This is a genomic window from Bradyrhizobium sp. SZCCHNR1015 (assembly GCF_032489875.1).
Classification (GTDB): domain Bacteria; phylum Pseudomonadota; class Alphaproteobacteria; order Rhizobiales; family Xanthobacteraceae; genus Bradyrhizobium.
This window is the reverse complement of sequence record NZ_JAUEYW010000007.1, coordinates 118,827-134,938: the sequence shown is the minus strand read 5'-3', so window position 1 is coordinate 134,938 and position 16,112 is coordinate 118,827. Positions and strand designations below refer to the sequence as shown.

Here is a 16,112-nt window from a genome sequence, read left to right as displayed (position 1 = left end):
GCGCCCGGTCTCACTAAACCAATCGCGTGCTCCACTCCCTCCCCACGTCGTTCCGGGGCGCGCGATAGCGCGAGCCCGGAACCCATACTCCTGGGCCGCAGGATGAGGCACGCCCGTCGTTGCATCTCGCCCCGCATCATCTCCCTGTGGCTATGGATTCCGGATTCAGCCCTGCGGGCTGCCCCGGAATGACGGGCGGAGAGAGTGGAGCGAGCCACAGGCAGCGTTGGCGCGGGTGCTGCGATGGCGCAGGCGGGCATGCTTCTCATCACCCCGCTCATGGGCTCTTCGCCATGCGCGGATCGAGCGCGTCGCGCAGGCCATCGCCGACGAGGTTGACGGCGAGCACGGTCACCGACAGGAACGCGGCCGGGAAGAACACGATGTAGGGCTTGACCTGCCACAGCGCGCGGCCCTCGGCCATGATGTTGCCCCAGGACGGAATCGTCGGCGGCGTGCCGGCGCCGATGAAGGACAGGATGGCCTCGGTGATCATGGCGCTGGCGCAGATGTAGGTCGCCTGCACCAGCATCGGCGCCATTGTGTTGGGCAGGATGTGGCGCAGGATGACCATCGGCGTGCGCGTGCCCGACGCGACCGCACCGTCGACATAGGGCTGCTCGCGCAGGGACAACACAACGCCGCGCACGAGTCGTGCGACGCGCGGAATCTCGGCGATGGTAATGGCGAGGATGACATTGCCGACGCTGCCGCGCGTGAGCGCCATCAGCGCCACCGCGAGCAGGATCGGCGGGATCGACATCAGCCCGTCCATGCAGCGCATCAGCACGCCGTCGGCCCAGCGCAGGAAGCCGGCGACGAGGCCGATCGCAAGCCCGATCAGCGATGCCGCCAGCGCCACCGACAGCCCGACCGTAAGCGAGACGCGCGTGCCATAGAGCACGCGCGAATAGACGTCGCGTCCCAGCGCGTCGGTGCCGAACCAGAAATCGGCCGACGGCAGCCGGGTGCGCTTGGCCGGCGCGATCGCGGTCGGATCGACGGTGAACAGGAACGGCGCGAACACGCCGATGATGACGAGCAGCAACAGCAGCGCGCCGCCGATCGCGACCGTCGGATGGTTGCGCAGGAAGCCGATGGCGCCGCGCCGGATCTTTGGCGCGACCATCAGGTCCGGCAGAACAGGCGCGAGGACGAGGCCCGGCGGCGGCGATGTTGATGTCGTGACGGTCAATAGCGGATCCTCGGGTCGACCAGGGTGTAGGTGATGTCGATCAGGAGATTGACGAGCACGTAGACGAAGCTGAACAACAGCACGATGCCCTGGATCACCGGATAGTCACGGCGCAGGATGGCATCGATGGTGAGCCGGCCGAGGCCGGGAATGGCGAACACGCTCTCCGTGACGACGGCGCCGCCGATCAGGAGCGCGATGCCGATGCCGACCACGGTGACGATCGGCACAGCGGCGTTCTTCAGCGCGTGAATGAACAGGATGCCGCCCTGCCCCAAGCCCTTGGCGCGGGCGGTGCGGATGTAGTCCTGCTGCAGCACTTCGAGCATCGCGGCGCGGGTGATGCGCGCGATCAGCGCGATGTAGACGCAGCCGAGCGCGACCGCCGGCAGGATCAGGTTCTGCAGCCACGGCCAGAATCCCTGGGCGAGCGGCGTGTAGCCCTGCACCGGCAGCCAATCGAACTTCAGCGCAAAGACATAGGCGAGGATGTAGCCGACCACGAACACCGGCACCGAGAAGCCGAACACGGCGAACGCCATGATGATCCGGTCGATCCAGGTGCCGGCCTTCCACGCCGCGATGACGCCGAGCGGCACGGCGATGACGATGGTGAGACACAGCGTCACCATCATCAGCGACAAGGTCGGCTCGATGCGCTGGGCGATCATCGAAGCCACCGGGAGATTGGTGAAGATCGAGGTGCCCAGATCAAAGTGCAGCAGGCGCCACACCCAGCTTCCGAACTGGACCAGGAAGGGCTGGTCCAGTCCGAGATTGGCGCGGATGCGCTCGACATCGGCCGGGCTCGCCTGGTCGCCCGCGATCACCACGGCCGGATCGCCCGGCGCGATGTAGAGCAGGCTGAAGACGAACAGCGCGACGATCGCCATCACCGGCAAGGTCGACAGCACGCGTCGGAGCGCATAAGCGAGCATGGATGTCAGTGCCTATGCGGTCTTCGACACGCCCCAGAACAGCGGGATCGGCCCCTTGGTCACGCCGGAGACGGTCTTGCGCCACGCGGTGTAGCCGAGGAAGAAGCCGGTCGGCGCGAACACGACGTCGTCGATCGCGGCCTTGTTGATGCGCGCGGCGACGGTCTTCTCCTCGTCCAGCGACTTGGCGTTGAACCAGTTGGTGATCTCCTTCTCCACCGGCTCGCTGTTCGGCCAGCCGAACCAGGCCTTGTCGCCGTTGGCGCGCAGCGCGTTGTAGGCAGCCGGATTGATGCAGTCGGCGCCGGCGTGCCAGGTGTGGAACATGTGCCAGCCGCCCTGCGCCGGCGGCGTTTTCAAGGCGCGGCGGGCACCGACCGTGCCCCAGTCGGTCGCGACGAAATCGACGTTCATGCCGAGCTTCTTCAGCAGATCCGCGGTGACGTCGCCGAACGCCTTGGTGATCGGCTGATCCTGCGCGACGAGGCAGGTGATCGGCTCGCCCTTGTAGCCGGCTTCCTCCAGCAGCTTCTTGGCTTTGGCCAGGTCGCGCTTGCCCTTCAGGATATCGCCGCCTTCCTCGGTATAGAGCGGCGTGCCGGGTGTGAACACGCCCGGCAGCGGCTTCCACAGCGCGTTGTCGTCCCCGACCAGCGCGCGCATGTAGTCCTCCTGGCTCATCGCCATCAGGATGGCCTGGCGCGCCTTCACATTGTTGAAGGGCGGATACAGATGATTGATGCGGAACGCACCGACATTGCCGAGGGGATCGCCGATGTCGACGCCGATGTTCTTGTTGCCCTTCAGCACCGGCACGAGATCGGTGATCGGGTTCTCCCACCAGTCGACCTCGCCGTTCTGCAGCGCCGCAGCCGCGGTCGCGGGATCCGGCATGATCACCCATTCGACGCGGTCGACCAGCACCTGCTTGCCGCCGGCGAGCCACACCGGCTTCTCCTGGCGCGGCACGTAGTCGGCGAACTTCTCGAACACCGCCTTGGCGCCTGGCACCCATTCGCCCTTGACGAACTTGAACGGGCCGGAGCCGATATATTCGGACATCTGCTTGAACGGATCGGTCTGCGCGATGCGCTCGGGCATGATGAAGGCGCACGGCGCGTTGCCCTTGCCGAGCGCGAACAGCATCTTCGGATAAGGCTGCTTCAGCACCCATTTGAAGGTCTTGTCGTCGACCGCCGTGAGCTCGTTCTGGATCGCCTTGAGCATCAGGCCCATCGGATCGCGCGCCGACCAGCGCGTGAGGCTCGCGACGACGTCCTTGGCGAGCACCGGCTCGCCGTCGTGGAATTTGAGGCCGGGACGCAGCTTGAAGGTCCAGGTCAGGCCGTCGGAGGACACCTCCTCCGATTCCACCATCTGGCGCTGCGGCACGAACTGATCGTCGATGCCGTACAGCGTATCCCACACCATCGCGGCTGCGTTGCGCACGACATATTGGGTGCCCCAGATCGGATCGAAATTGGCGAGATTGGCCTGTGGCACAAAACGCAAGGTGCGTGCGGCAGCGCCTTGGGCGATCGCCGGCGCCGCAAATCCCGTCAGCGCCAGACCACCCGCGCCCGCCAATCCCTTCAATACCGTTCTGCGATCCATGTTCTCTCCTGATGCAACATGCCCAAGTTCAATTGCCGAAATTGTAAGCAAGGCCCATGCCACGCGTGTGGAGCGCGTTCATTTGAACGCAAATGAGGCATGGGGCGCAAGCCTATCGAAGCCCGGGCGAGCGCAGCGACCCCGGGTTCTCCGAGACTCCTCGTGTGAACCCGCATGTCGCTGCGCTCATGCGGGCTACGGACTTGCGCGCGATTGCCGAACGCATCATGCCTTCCGCACCGGCGAGCCGTCGGCCATCAGCGTCTCGCCCTTGCGCTCGACGATCATGCCGTAAGCCTGCGGCTGGCGATGGACGTCGAAGTTGAAGATCGTCTGCTTGTAGGAGTTGCACAAATCGAGGTCACAGCGTGCCAGCGCGATCTCGTCGCCCTTGGTGGCGCAGGCCGCGACGATCTCGCCTGACGGCGCGATGATGCAGCTGCCGGCGATGTGGTCGATGCCCTCCTCGATGCCGCCCTTGGCGACGCCGATCACCCAGGTGCCGTTCTGATAGGCACCCGACTGCATCACGAGGCGGTTGTGGAACAGCGAGAGGTCATCATGTTCCGGCGCCGGCGGGTTGTGCACCGGCGTGTTGTAGCCGATCAGCACCATCTCGACGCCCTGCAGGCCCATCACGCGATAGGTCTCGGGCCAGCGGCGGTCGTTGCAGATCGCCATGCCGATGACGCCGCCAAAGGCGTTGGCGACGCCAAAGCTCTTGCCCGGTTCGAAATAGCGCTTTTCCAGATGCTGGAACTTGCGCCACGGTTCGTGCTCGGCATGTCCCGGCAGATGCACCTTGCGGTATTTCGAGACGACGGTGCCCGTCTTGTCGACAAGAATGGCGGTGTTGTAGCGGTGCACGATGCCGTCCTCGACCGCGAGCTCGGCATAGCCTAAGCAGAAGCCGATGCGCAGATCCTTCGCGAGCGCGAACAAGACTTGCGTCTCCGGCCCCGGCATCTCGCGCTCGAAATATTGATCGATCTCGGCCTGATCGGCCATGTACCAGCGCGGGAAGAACGTCGTCAGCGCGAGCTCGGGATAGACGATCAGGTCGCAGCCATTGGCGTGCGCCTGCCGCATCAACGCCATCAGTCGCGCAACCACCGCGGTCCGTGTTTCGCTCTTGGCAATCGGGCCGAGCTGACCAATGGCGACGTTGACGAAGCGCGGCATGTTTCCGTTCCTTATTTCGGAACTAAGTGGTCGTTCCGTGGCGCGCAGCTCTTGCACCGATCATGCCATGCTTGCTCAGTCGCGCAAGCCCGGCGCGTAGCCGAACGCCACCGCCGGCTCGGCCGCGGTCTCGACCCACACGCTCTTCACCTGCGTGTATTCGTACAGCGCCTCGATGCCGGAGGAGCGGCCATGGCCGCTGTTGTTGTAGCCGCCGAACGGCGAAGCGACGTTGATGGTCTTGTACGCATTGATCCAGAACGTGCCGGCCTTGACCTGTGCTGCGACGCGATGCGCGCGCGCGACGTCCCTGGTCCACACCGCGCCCGCGAGGCCGAACTCGCTGTCATTGGCGATCGCGATCGCCTCCGCCTCGGTATCGAAACGGATCGCGGCGACGACGGGTCCGAACACCTCCTTGCGCGCGATGCCCATGGCGTTGGTGACGTTCTTGAGCACGGTCGGCCTGACGAAATATCCGCCCTCGCCCACGCCGCCGCTCGCGCCGGTGACGATCTCCGCGCCCTCGGCGGCGCCCTCGCGGATCAGCGACAGCACGTGGTCATATTGCCTGGCGTTGTTGATCGGCCCGATCTCGGTCTCCGCCGACAGCGGATCGCCGCATCTGATCTTCGTAGCACCTTGCGCGACCAGATCGACGAAGCGGTCATAGACCGCGCTCTGCACCAGCAGCCTGGAGCCGGCGACGCAGCTCTGGCCGGCACCGCCGAAGATCGCGGCCTGCGCGCCGATGGCGGCGCGTTCGAGGTCCGCATCGGCGAACACGATGTTGGCCGACTTGCCGCCGAGCTCGAGCACCGACGGCAGCAGCCTGCGCGCCGCGGCCTCGCCGATCAGCCGCCCCGTCGGCACCGAGCCGACGAACACGACCTTCTTCACGGCGGGCTGCGCCAGCGCCGCCTGCCCCGTGGTGTGGCCGAGACCCGCGAGCACGTTGACGACGCCCTTCGGCAATCCGGCGCGTTCGGCGATCCCCGCCAGCGCCAGCGAGGTCAGCGGCGTCAGCTCCGACGGCTTCAGCAGCACGGCGTTGCCCATGCTGATCGCCGGTGCGATCTGCCAACCCGCGGTGAAGACCGGCGCGTTCCACGGCGTGATCTGCAGCACCACGCCCATCGGCTCACGGCGCGTGTAGTTGAGATGGCTCGACGGCACCGGGATGACGTCGCCGTGGAATTTGTCGGCCCAGCCGGCATAGTACTCGAACATCTCCGCGACCTTGGCGACTTCGCCTTTGGTATCGCGGATCGGCTTGCCGGCGGACAGCGCTTCCAGATGCGCCAGCGGCTCGGCCGCGGCGAGGATCGCCCGCGCCACCGCCTGCATCACGCGGCCGCGGCCCGCGGCGGTCAGCTTCGCCCACTCCGCCTGCCCCGCCGCGGCAGCAGAAGCCGCCTTGGCCGCGACGTCGGCGCCGGCATCGGCATAGGTGAACAGCAATCGGCCGGTGGCGGGATCGTTGACCGAGACCGTCGCGCCTTCGCCGACGATGACGTCGCCGCCGACATGGGAGCCGACGGCTGTCAGATCCGGCCAGAACGGCAGCGCTGCGGCGCGCAGGCGGGGATCGATGAAATGGGTCATGGCGGTACGCTCACGGCTTCGGCATCGGGCCGAGCTGCAGCTCGACGATGCGGTTGAAATCATCGGCGTCGGCGATGCTCGCGGCGCTGTCCGCCCAGATGCGCGCGGTATCGCTTGCGATCGGCAGCGACAGTCCGAGTTCACCGATGAACTGCGCCGCCAGCCTGACGTCCTTGCGCATCAACTGCATGGTGAAGCCGGAATCGAAGGCGCCGTTGAGAATCCAATTGGGCACGTTGACGAGCGTGACGCCGGAGCGGCCGGAGCCGGCATTCAGGCCTTCGAGCAGCCGCCCGGCATCGACACCCGCCGCATCAGCGATGCGCAGCGCCTCCGCGGCGGTCAGCAGATGGGCGGCGCAGAGCAGATTGTTGACGATCTTGGCAACGTTGCCGGCGCCGACGCCGCCGACATGGACGCGCTTGGCGCTCATCCGCTCCAGCACCGGCAGCACACGCGCGAGGTCGTCCTCATCGGCCCCGATCACCATGGTCATGGTGCCCGTCGCCGCCCCCTTTGGGCCACCGCTGACGGGCGCATCGACGAAGCCCATGCCGCGCGCCTTGAGAACGGCCGCAAGCCGGCGCGAGGTCTCGGGATGCGAGGTCGAGGTATCGACGATGACGACGCCGGCCCTGGCATGCGCGAGGATGCCGCCGGGGCCTTCCACGGCATCGGCGACGATCCCGGCGGTCGGCAGCGACAGGATCACGATGTCGGCTGCGGCGATCACGCCGCCGATGCCGTCGGCAACAGTGATGCCCTCGGCCGCCAGCGCCGAGCGCGTCGCGGCGAGCGTGTCGTAGCCGGTGACGGCAAAGCCGGCGCCCTTCAGCGTCAGCGCCATGCCGCGCCCCATCTTGCCAAGTCCGATGATGCCAACGGCGGTCACGAAGCCTCCTGCCAAATTTGCCTTGCCAGCGTAGCCGCGCGATTCCAGGGCAGACATCAGCACCCTCCGTCGCTAGTGTTGACTTCAAGTCAACGCTGTCGGAAGCCATGTCCGCCCTGCTCGATCACCACCGCCTGCATTATCTGCACGAGGCGATCCGCCTCGGCTCGGTGCGCGCCGCCGCCGAAGCCCTCGACGTCAACGCGTCGGTCATCAGCCGGCAGATCGCGCTGCTGGAGAAGGAACTCGGCCTCACTTTGCTCGAGCGCCTCAGCCGCGGCATCCGCGCCACCGAGGCCGGCGCGCTGCTGGTCGAGCGCTTCCGGCAATGGCAGGCCGACCAGGCCGACACCGTCGCCAAGCTGCGCGAATTGCAGGGGCTCAAGCGCGGCCATGTCGACATCGTGCTCGGCGAGGGCTTTGTGAGTGACCTGATGTCCGGCCCGCTCGGCCGGTTCTGGCAGCGCCATCCCGACCTCACGATGTCGTTCGACCTCGCCGGCACCAACGAGGTCGTCAATGCCGTTGCCGAGGATCGCCATCACATCGGCCTGGTGTTCAATCCATCAGCCGATCCGCGCATCCGGATCGCCACCGCGAGCCGCCAACCGCTCTGCGCGATCATGCCGCCGGACCACGCGCTGGCGCGGCTCGGCCGTCCCCTGCGCCTGCGCGAGCTCGCCGACCATCCGCTCGGCCTGATGCATGCGAGCTACGGCACGCGTCAGGTCGTGGCGATGGCGGAGGCCGCCGAACGCGTCGCCCTGTCGCCGAAGCTCACCACCAGCTCGATCAACGTGCTCCGCCACTTCGTCAAGGGCGGCCTCGGCCTGACGCTCCTGCCCGCCTTCGCGATCGCCGCCGATCTTGCCGACGGCTCGCTCGCCGCGGTGCCGGTCGACAACCGCCTGCTGTCGTCGAGCGAAGCCTGCGTCATCACCCGGCGCGGCCGCGAGCTGCCGCATGCCGCCAGCCATCTGCTGCGCTTTCTCAGCGGCCAGATGCGGGCGTTCCGGGTCGGCGGAGCCGCCGGCAAGACCAGGACACGCGGCGCCGGACGTTGATCCGCGCCGATCATCACGGATCGTTTCCGGTTGCGCTGGCACAGGGGTTGAGATTGGATGTTGCAATTTCGGGAGTCGATCTCATGCGCCACGTTCTCGCGATCGCTTTCGGCCTGTGGGCGGCGACAGCAGCTCAGGCCGAGACCTGCCAGCTCATCGGCAACCAGATCCTGTGCGACGACGGGACGTCGGGGCAGCGGATCGGCAACAATACCTATTGGAACGACGGCTCCTCGTCGCAGCAGATCGGGCGCTTCACCTACAACAACGACGGCAGCAGCTCGCAGCAGATCGGCAATCACACCTACTACAGCGATGGCACGTCGGCGCATACGATCGGAAACACGACCTATTTCAGCGACGGCAGGACGTGCCGGCGGATGGGCAATCGCGTCGCTTGCGACTGATCGGCCGGACCGGCTGGGGAGTCTGCACCGACGACCAGGGAAACCGACGTCCCCCGAAGATTGGGACTGCGACATCGCGTGAGCGCCCCATGACGAGGATCGCTTCTGGTCGGATGACGGAGTGGCCGCGGAAGCCTTGGAGCGGGTGAAGGGAATCGAACCCTCGTATTCAGCTTGGAAGGCTGCTGCTCTACCATTGAGCTACACCCGCATCGGGGCGTTCCCTAACATGGTCCGCGGCGGCTCTCAACCTCTTCGCCATGGGGTCTGGAGGCGGATGCATCGGGATCCGCGGTTGGAACGGCTGGAATCGAGCGGAATCCGCGCCCCGCGCCGCAGCGCAGCGCGACGGCGCTGGTGGGTTCCGTAGTCGGCCCCCCTACCCTCGCGGCCCGGACCGTCCTATATTCCGGTCACCATCAACAACGAAAGGAGGTGATCCAGTGTCTTTCACCAAGCGCTGTCACCTCGCTGGGATCGCCCGCTGAGCGGCTCTTCATGAGCGACGTGTGAGCGCGTGATTCGTCAGCGTTTCAGCGCCATCGCGGCTCGGCAACGGGGCGGTCTCGGCCCTGGACCAGCGAGTTCAAGAACGGAAGCGCGGCGGGTCTCACGGCCCGCCGCGTTTTTTTATGGCAGCTCCGCCTGCTCGCCGGCCGGCGCCGCCGGCGGGCTGCGGACGAACCGCCGCGCCAGGAAGCCGCCGAAGCCGAGCATCCAGAAATACTGCACGTACTCCGGGGCAATCGCCGCGATGACGATGCCCGGCACGAACACGATCACGGGAAAGATCGCGCCGGCGATTTCGGCATGGCGGCCACTGGGAAGCGCGAGCCACCACAGCGCGGCGTTCAGCGACGCAATGATCGTCAGATGCAGTCCATAGAGGACGGCCACCGCGCTGCTCAGCCTGTAGCCGCCGTAGAGCCCGTTGGTCACCGGCAGCAGCACGATCGACAACAGGAAGAACAGATTCAGGATGACCACGGGCCGGCCCGCGAACGGCTGCCGGGCCAGCCGCCGGTGGTGGCTGATCCAGAACACGCCGGCGATGATGAAGCTGAGGACCAGCCCGGCGAGCCGCCCGGAATAGGTGTGCACCAGGTCGATCCAACCGGGCATATGCGCGAAATTGGGCTTCGGCAGGTCGTAGGCGAGAAGCGTCATCGCAACACCGAAGATGGTGTTGGAGAGCGATTCCAGCCGGCGCATCTCGAACAGGTCGGACTGAGGCTCTGCCATGTCGAATCGGAAGCAACCGCGGCGAGGGACGGAGATGAGGACTCCGGTTCTATAGCAGCTCCGGCGCCGCGCTGCTCGACTTCGCTGCCGCCCTTGGGCGGCAGGCCGTCACGTCACTCGCCGCCCTCCAGACCACACCGGCCCTCGAGCGTCAGCCCTCACCGGCAGGCATAGGTGTGGCCATCGAAGCCGCGATAGCTATGCGTCGCCGGATTGTAGCTGCGGAACTGGACGCAGGCCGGCAGTCCCGCCGTGCGCAATCGCGGCCTGCCCTCCGCCTGCAGCCGGGCCGAGGTCGGGGTTGCGGTGGCAGGCCTTGCCATCACGATCATCGGCCGGCTGGCGACCATCCGCGATGTCCTGCCGGCATCCTTGACCGCTGCATCCCTGGCGGCAACCACAACGGCCTGCGCCTGGGCCGCCTTGCCGGATGACGGCTTGGCCGATGATGCCCCGGCTGGGGATGGCGTCGTCGCGGGCGGATTGGCCGCGGCCGTTCTGGGAGAGGACGGCTTGGCAGAGGACGGCTTGGCAGAGGACGACTTGGCAGAGGGCGGCTTGGTCGCTGGCGCCGCCATCGATGGCGATTTCACGGACGGCTTGGTCAGGGAAGGCTTGCCGGCGACTGGCTCTGCTGCCGCAGCCTGCTGAACCGCATCCTGCTTGTCCGTAACTGCGGCCTGCTTCGGCTCAGCCGACGCGGTGGGTATCGTCGCAACCGCTTCCGCAGCCGCGGCAGGCTTGACCTCGGGACCGGCCGGAATGTCGGCGCTGGCCGCCTGGCTCGGAACGGATGGCGCGGGATCGACCGACGCGGTCTTGTCGTCGGCTGGGGTCTTGTCCTCGGCGACGGGCGCCTCGACCGGCTTCTTGATCAGCTTCTTGCAGTCCAGCGGGAACACCAGCTCGCCCGATGCCGTCAACCCGATCGGCTCGCATCCGCCGAACGGCCCGCTCTCCTTGCCCTGATCCTTGGCCACCTCGCCTGCGGGTGGTGAGGAGCCGCCCGGCTCGGCGCTTCGCGCAAGCGAAACGCCAACCACAACCTGAAATAGAACAACGCCGCACAACAATCCGGCCCGGCCGGCCTTCTGCCCCAATGTACGCATGACACGCTCGCTCGACGCATGAACTCCGGCAAGGCCATCACGCCATTGAGGCAAGTCTGTGAAGGCAAGCCGCGGATTCCCGCTGCGATCTCAATTCGATGGCATTGTGTCCTGTTTGCACGACCAACGGTGCCGCAGGAATCCCTCAATGCGGTTGCAATCGGAGCCTACCAGGGTCGCCTGCGTGCAGTGACCGTCGGGGATTGACGGCCGCCGCCAGATGCGAGCGTCCGGACAGAACCCTTGAGCGCAACCGGCTATCGTCCCGACATCGACTGCCTGCGCGGCTTCGCAGTGATCTCGGTGATCGCGTTCCACTACGACATCTCGCCGTTTCGCAGCGGCTATGTCGGCGTCGACATCTTCTTCGTCATCTCGGGCTTCCTGATCACGCGGATCATTCATGCGGAGGTGCAGACCGGAACGTTCTCGTTCGCGGCGTTCTACCGGCGCCGTGCCCGGCGCATCCTGCCGGCGGCCCTGGCGATGCTGTGCGTGACCCTGCTCGCCGCCAGCGTGATCTTGTTGCCTGGGGACGCGGTGTCGGTGGCGCAACAGGCGCTGGCCGTGCTCGTCTTCTGCTCCAACATCCTGCTGTGGTCGCAGCAGGGCTATTTCGACGCCGCCGCCATCACCAAGCCGCTGCTGCACACCTGGTCGCTCGGGGTCGAGGAGCAGTACTATCTGCTGTTTCCCATGCTGGCGCTCGCGGCCTTCGCGCTGCGGCGGCCGCTGATGCTTGCGAGCTTCGCCGGGCTTTGCGCGACCTCGTTCCTGCTCTGCGTGATCCAGACCCGGCTGCAGCCCGCCGCCGCGTTCTTTCTGTTGCCGGCCCGGGTCTGGGAGCTCGCGCTGGGCGCGCTGCTGGCCATGGAAGCCCCGCCGGCGCCGCACAGCCAGTGGCTCAGGATCACTGTGGCCGCGCTGGGTTGGATCGCGCTCGGTGCCGCCGTCAACCTGTTCTCGCCGCACACGCCCTATCCCGGCACGGCCGCGCTGCTGCCGTGCCTCGGCGCCGCCGCCGTGATCTGGGCCAATCCGTCCCCGAGCAAGGCCGTGCTGACCGCGGTCAAACCGATGATCGCGGTCGGGCTGTGGTCCTACTCGCTCTATCTCTGGCACTGGCCCGTCGTCTCGCTGGCGACGGCGGTCTGGGGTCCGCCGAGCTCGATTCAGCACAAGCTGGCGCTGCTCGGCGCCTGCACCGCGATGGCGCTGACGAGCTTCTATCTGATCGAGCAGCCGGCGAGGCAGGCGCAGTCGCCGGTCACGGCGCGCGCGCTGGTCGCGAGCGCATCGGTCGTGCTGCTGGCCTCACTCGCGATCATCGGGCTTGCCGGATTTCCCGCCCGCTTCTCGCCGCAGGAGCGGACGCTGGCGGAATTCATCAGCTACGACCATCAGTCCGCCTATGAGAGCGGCACCTGCTTCCTCGATCCGGGCCAGACCTTCGAGGCGTTGCAGCCGTCGTGCCTTGCCAAAGGCCCGCGCCCGCGCATCCTGGTGTGGGGCGACAGCCACGCCGCTCACCTCATCCCTGGCCTGAAGCGAGCCCTGCCCCAGGCCTCGCTGCTGCGCGCCAGCCTCGCGCAATGCGTTCCTCACGCCGAAGCAGGCCAGTCCGCCGCCTGTGCGGATTTCAACCGCCGGCTGCCACTTCTGGTGCGCGAGCTCACACCCGACATCGTCGTTCTCTCGGGCAATTGGACGCGCACCGCGATGACGCCGGCCGCACAGGCGAGCCTGCTCGCCACGATCAAGGCGATCACGGACAACGGCAGCAAGGTGGTGGTGGTCGGGCCGAGCCCGCAGTTCGACCGCCCACTGCCGCATCTGCTGATTGCCGCGAAGCGCTTCGGCGTCTCGACCGACGGGCACATGCTGGATGGTCTCGGCGAGGTCGACGGCTTCATGCGTGTTCTGCTGAAGGATTCAGCGCGGACCGACTACGTCTCGCTGCTCGCGCTGCTGTGCCCGGCCGGAGATTGCGTGCTCCAGACCTCCGACGGCGCGCCGCTCGCCTGGGACGGTGGCCATCTCACGGCGCAGGGTTCGGAGCTCGCAGGGCCACGGATCGTCGCGGCGTCGCCGGCATTGGCCGCGGCCGCAAGCGCGCCGCAACTGACGGCGAACAGCGCCAACTAGTCGTCCGACAGGAATCTCGCAAACACCGGCGCGGCGCGCTCGCCCATGCGCTCGGCCCCTGCCACGGTGAAATGGCCGGCATCCTGGAACAGCCACACGCCATGCTCGACGACCGGGCAATCCTGGTCGCAATAGACCTCCGAGGGCCTGAGCAGTGTCACCTTGGCGAGCGGCCTGATCGCCTCCGACAGAACGGCGTCGATGACGCGGTTGGTCGCGATCGCCTCGCTCTTCGGCACGGCATCGCACGGCTTGGCGGGTGCGTGCCAGCGCGGCCCCGGCAGCATGCGCAACTGATCGAAGGCGCAATTCACCGGACGGACCTGGCCGCCGACGACGAGGAAATGCCGGCCGGGCCGGTCGAGCAGACGGATAGTCTCGGCGAGATGACCGGCGACCGCGGCGTTGCGGGTCCGCGCTGCCGGCCCATCACCGAGATCGAGATAGTGCTGCCATGCCTGCCCGATCACGACGAAATCGGCCGGCGACTGCCGGATCCGCGGCAGCTCGCTGTCGCGCAGCTCGGCGCAGACCTGGGCGCGAGGTCCCTCGGCGGTGAGCCCCGCGAGGGTGGGACATCCGCTCATGGTGGAGACGTGGCCGATCATGCCGCGCGCCTTCAGCGTCGCATCGAGCGCGGCGACATATTGCTGAACGTAGGAATCGCCGAGCAGCTCGACGCCGCGCGTACCCTCGAGATCGCCGAACGCACACAGACGGCCGACGGCGCGGCCGCATTTGTTGAGGCCGAAGCCCTGCAGCTGGAACAGCGCGAGCTGATCGTCGGGCAGCCGCGACACGACGCCGTTGGCGCGGAAAGTGACGTGGGTGAGCGCGGCACCGACGATAAGCACCGTCGCAAAGCTCGCCACCTGCGCGACGCGCGGCCACGGCAGCCGCCGCAGCGGCCGCTCGACGATGGCGAACATCAGCGTGGTCAGCACTGCCATCAGCGCGAGCTGCGCTGCCAGTCCGGCCGCGGTCTGCGCCGCATCGCCGAAGATGAAGCGGACGAAGAAGATCACCGGCCAGTGCACGAGATAGAGCGAATAGGAGGCGGCGCCGATGGCGCGCACCGGGCGAGCCATCACCAGCGACGTCGGGGCATTGGCCGCAATGATGACGGCCGTGGCGATGCAGGGCAGCAGCGCGGCGACGCCTGCCTGGGACTGATAGTAGCCGATGAGGAGAAGGCTGCCGAACAACAGAACATCACCGCAGGCGGCGGCGAGAGAGCGGGCGCGCGGCGACGCTGCTAGGCGAGCCTCGAGCGGAATGGCGAGCGCGCCGATGGCGAATTCGAACACCCGGAATGGCGTCAGGAAGAACACGGCGTCCGGATCGCGCGATGACCAGAGTGCGGCCGCGGCAAGGGACAACAACCCGATCGCGGCAATGGCGCGGAACACATGCCGGCGCGTGCCGAGCCACATCAGCAGCAGCGGCGCCAGCGCGTAGAATTGGACCTCCGCCGACAGCGACCACAGGTGCAGCAGCGGCAACTGATCCGCGCTCGGCGCGAAATAGGCGCTGGCCTCGCGCCAATACTGGATGTTGGCGATGGAGAGCAGCCCATGCGTCGCCTCCTTGGCGAGCTGGCGCAGGGCTTCCGGCGACAGGAACAGCCAGCCGACCGCGAACGTGGCCGCAATGGTTACAACCAGCGCCGGCAGGATGCGCCGTGCCCGCCGCAGATAGAACTCCGACAGCGAGAAGCGCCGGGCGCCGACATCGCGCAGGATCTGCCCGGTGATGAGATAGCCGGAGATGACGAAGAAGATGTCGACGCCGGCATAGCCGGCCTCGAAGCCGGTGATCCTCAGGTGGAAGAGGACGACGATGACGACGGCGATCGCCCGGAGGGCATCGATGTCAGCCCGATGACTGCGTTCCAATGTCGTCCACTCCGCGCATTCCTCGAGGCGGACGAGTTGCGCAGACACGGATGGCAACAGCAGGAAACAGTCATGACGTCATCGGACCCATCCGATGACACCGCGCCGGCGGCGGCGTGGCGGACGTGAAGGAGGTTTGCCGAAGTCGGCCGCAAGTTCGGCAATCCGTTGAACGATCGGCTCGAATACGGCAATCTGGCGGCGCTGAGGGACAATGCGGGGCTGAGGGCGGTGATGAACCTGTTGCGAAGAGAATGGCGGGCAGCGTTCGCGGGAATAGCCGTCGCGGCGCTGCTGGCGGCGACCACCGCAGCCTCGGCGCAAGCCGAGACGCCGGCTCCCGGCGCCGCAGCGCCTGCTCCCGCTCAGACCACGGTCGAGCGCAACGCCAAGGGCGTTGCCGGCAAGCCGATCCAGGTCGGCATCTATCTCAACGTCCAGTCCGACTGCTCATCCGGGCCCCTTCCCGCCATCCGCCTGGTGACGCCGCCGGGCAACGGCACCGTCACGATCAAGCGCGGCAAGGTCAGTGCCACCAACTACAAGCAATGCCTCGCCCTGGAAGTGCCGGGCTTCATCGCCTTCTACCAATCGAAGGCCGATTTCGCCGGCACCGACACGGTGACGCTCGAGGTCAAGTTCCCGCAGGGCCGCACCGAAGTGCAGCGGATCATCATCAACGTCGGCGTCGGGCCGGCGGGGCAGAAGATCTGAGCCGCAACGCATCGACGGCGCGACGACGCCTCCAGCGATGAAGCCGCCTCCAGCCATGAAAAAGGGCAGCCTCATCGGCGGCCCTTTTGCTCGTCCGACGCCGGCCGGGA

General features: G+C 67.1%; 13 protein-coding genes and 1 tRNA gene. 4 read left to right on the top strand and 10 right to left on the bottom strand.

Annotated features, from left to right (window positions below; all coding sequences use genetic code 11):
• Positions 1-277 precede the first annotated feature (277 nt).
• The 6 genes from QX128_RS13955 to QX128_RS13930 all read right to left on the bottom strand — a co-directional run bounded on the left by QX128_RS13955 (position 278) and on the right by QX128_RS13930 (position 7,426).
• Positions 278-1,195 carry an ABC transporter permease gene (locus QX128_RS13955; RefSeq protein WP_316237715.1) on the bottom strand — a complete coding sequence of 306 codons (918 nt, stop codon included), beginning with the start codon at positions 1,193-1,195 and terminating at the stop codon, positions 278-280.
• Complete coding sequence (locus tag QX128_RS13950; RefSeq protein WP_316237714.1) at positions 1,192-2,133, bottom strand: ABC transporter permease; 942 nt, start codon at positions 2,131-2,133, stop codon at positions 1,192-1,194. The genes QX128_RS13955 and QX128_RS13950 overlap by 4 nt, the downstream gene beginning before the upstream one ends.
• A gap of 12 nt (positions 2,134-2,145) precedes the next feature.
• Positions 2,146-3,747, bottom strand: coding sequence for an ABC transporter substrate-binding protein (locus tag QX128_RS13945; RefSeq protein ID WP_316237713.1), 1,602 nt, complete (start codon positions 3,745-3,747; stop codon positions 2,146-2,148).
• A gap of 225 nt (positions 3,748-3,972) precedes the next feature.
• Complete coding sequence (locus QX128_RS13940) at positions 3,973-4,929, bottom strand: N-carbamoyl-D-amino-acid hydrolase (protein WP_316237712.1); 957 nt, start codon at positions 4,927-4,929, stop codon at positions 3,973-3,975.
• 75 nt (positions 4,930-5,004) lie between these two features.
• Entirely contained in the window at positions 5,005-6,534 is a 1,530-nt protein-coding gene (locus QX128_RS13935; protein ID WP_316237711.1) for an aldehyde dehydrogenase family protein, read from the bottom strand.
• Between the two features lie 10 nt (positions 6,535-6,544).
• The gene (locus QX128_RS13930; RefSeq protein WP_316237710.1) at positions 6,545-7,426 is read right to left on the bottom strand and encodes an NAD(P)-dependent oxidoreductase; all 882 of its coding nucleotides are present in this window, start codon (positions 7,424-7,426) and stop codon (positions 6,545-6,547) included.
• 107 nt (positions 7,427-7,533) lie between these two features.
• Here QX128_RS13930 and QX128_RS13925 point away from each other — a divergent pair, with 107 nt between their 5' ends.
• A complete protein-coding gene (locus tag QX128_RS13925) occupies positions 7,534-8,490 on the top strand; it encodes a LysR family transcriptional regulator (RefSeq protein ID WP_316237709.1) in 957 nt (318 codons plus the stop codon).
• Between the two features lie 83 nt (positions 8,491-8,573).
• A complete protein-coding gene (locus QX128_RS13920; RefSeq protein WP_316216017.1) occupies positions 8,574-8,897 on the top strand; it encodes a hypothetical protein in 324 nt (107 codons plus the stop codon).
• 137 nt (positions 8,898-9,034) lie between these two features.
• Here the strand turns inward: QX128_RS13920 and QX128_RS13915 are convergent.
• The 3 genes from QX128_RS13915 to QX128_RS13905 form a co-directional block, all read right to left on the bottom strand.
• Positions 9,035-9,108: transfer RNA gene (locus QX128_RS13915), tRNA-Gly, on the bottom strand.
• Between the two features lie 419 nt (positions 9,109-9,527).
• Positions 9,528-10,139 carry a TMEM175 family protein gene (locus QX128_RS13910; protein WP_316237708.1) on the bottom strand — a complete coding sequence of 204 codons (612 nt, stop codon included), beginning with the start codon at positions 10,137-10,139 and terminating at the stop codon, positions 9,528-9,530.
• Between the two features lie 158 nt (positions 10,140-10,297).
• The gene (locus tag QX128_RS13905; protein ID WP_316237707.1) at positions 10,298-11,119 is read right to left on the bottom strand and encodes a hypothetical protein; all 822 of its coding nucleotides are present in this window, start codon (positions 11,117-11,119) and stop codon (positions 10,298-10,300) included.
• 372 nt (positions 11,120-11,491) lie between these two features.
• On the opposite strand from QX128_RS13905, the gene QX128_RS13900 reads away from it, so the two are divergent.
• The gene (locus tag QX128_RS13900; RefSeq protein WP_316237706.1) at positions 11,492-13,393 is read left to right on the top strand and encodes an acyltransferase family protein; all 1,902 of its coding nucleotides are present in this window, start codon (positions 11,492-11,494) and stop codon (positions 13,391-13,393) included.
• On the opposite strand, the gene QX128_RS13895 is transcribed toward QX128_RS13900, so the two are convergent.
• Complete coding sequence (locus tag QX128_RS13895; RefSeq protein ID WP_316237705.1) at positions 13,390-15,288, bottom strand: acyltransferase family protein; 1,899 nt, start codon at positions 15,286-15,288, stop codon at positions 13,390-13,392. The two genes, QX128_RS13900 and QX128_RS13895, sit on opposite strands and share 4 nt — an antisense overlap.
• Positions 15,289-15,522: 234 nt before the next feature.
• Between QX128_RS13895 and QX128_RS13890 the strand changes: the two genes are divergently transcribed.
• A complete protein-coding gene (locus tag QX128_RS13890; protein ID WP_315801373.1) occupies positions 15,523-16,002 on the top strand; it encodes a hypothetical protein in 480 nt (159 codons plus the stop codon).
• Positions 16,003-16,112 lie beyond the last annotated feature (110 nt).

Excerpts from the sequence above, each read along its gene's own strand:
- QX128_RS13950 (WP_316237714.1), bottom strand. The coding sequence starts at position 2,133 with ATGCTCGCTTATGCGCTCCGACGCGTGCTGTCGACCTTGCCGGTGATG.
- QX128_RS13945 (WP_316237713.1), bottom strand. The coding sequence starts at position 3,747 with ATGGATCGCAGAACGGTATTGAAGGGATTGGCGGGCGCGGGTGGTCTG.
- QX128_RS13940 (WP_316237712.1), bottom strand. The coding sequence starts at position 4,929 with ATGCCGCGCTTCGTCAACGTCGCCATTGGTCAGCTCGGCCCGATTGCC.
- QX128_RS13935 (WP_316237711.1), bottom strand. The coding sequence starts at position 6,534 with ATGACCCATTTCATCGATCCCCGCCTGCGCGCCGCAGCGCTGCCGTTC.
- QX128_RS13925 (WP_316237709.1), top strand. The coding sequence starts at position 7,534 with ATGTCCGCCCTGCTCGATCACCACCGCCTGCATTATCTGCACGAGGCG.
- QX128_RS13920 (WP_316216017.1), top strand. The coding sequence starts at position 8,574 with ATGCGCCACGTTCTCGCGATCGCTTTCGGCCTGTGGGCGGCGACAGCA.
- QX128_RS13910 (WP_316237708.1), bottom strand. The coding sequence starts at position 10,139 with ATGGCAGAGCCTCAGTCCGACCTGTTCGAGATGCGCCGGCTGGAATCG.
- QX128_RS13890 (WP_315801373.1), top strand. The coding sequence starts at position 15,523 with ATGAACCTGTTGCGAAGAGAATGGCGGGCAGCGTTCGCGGGAATAGCC.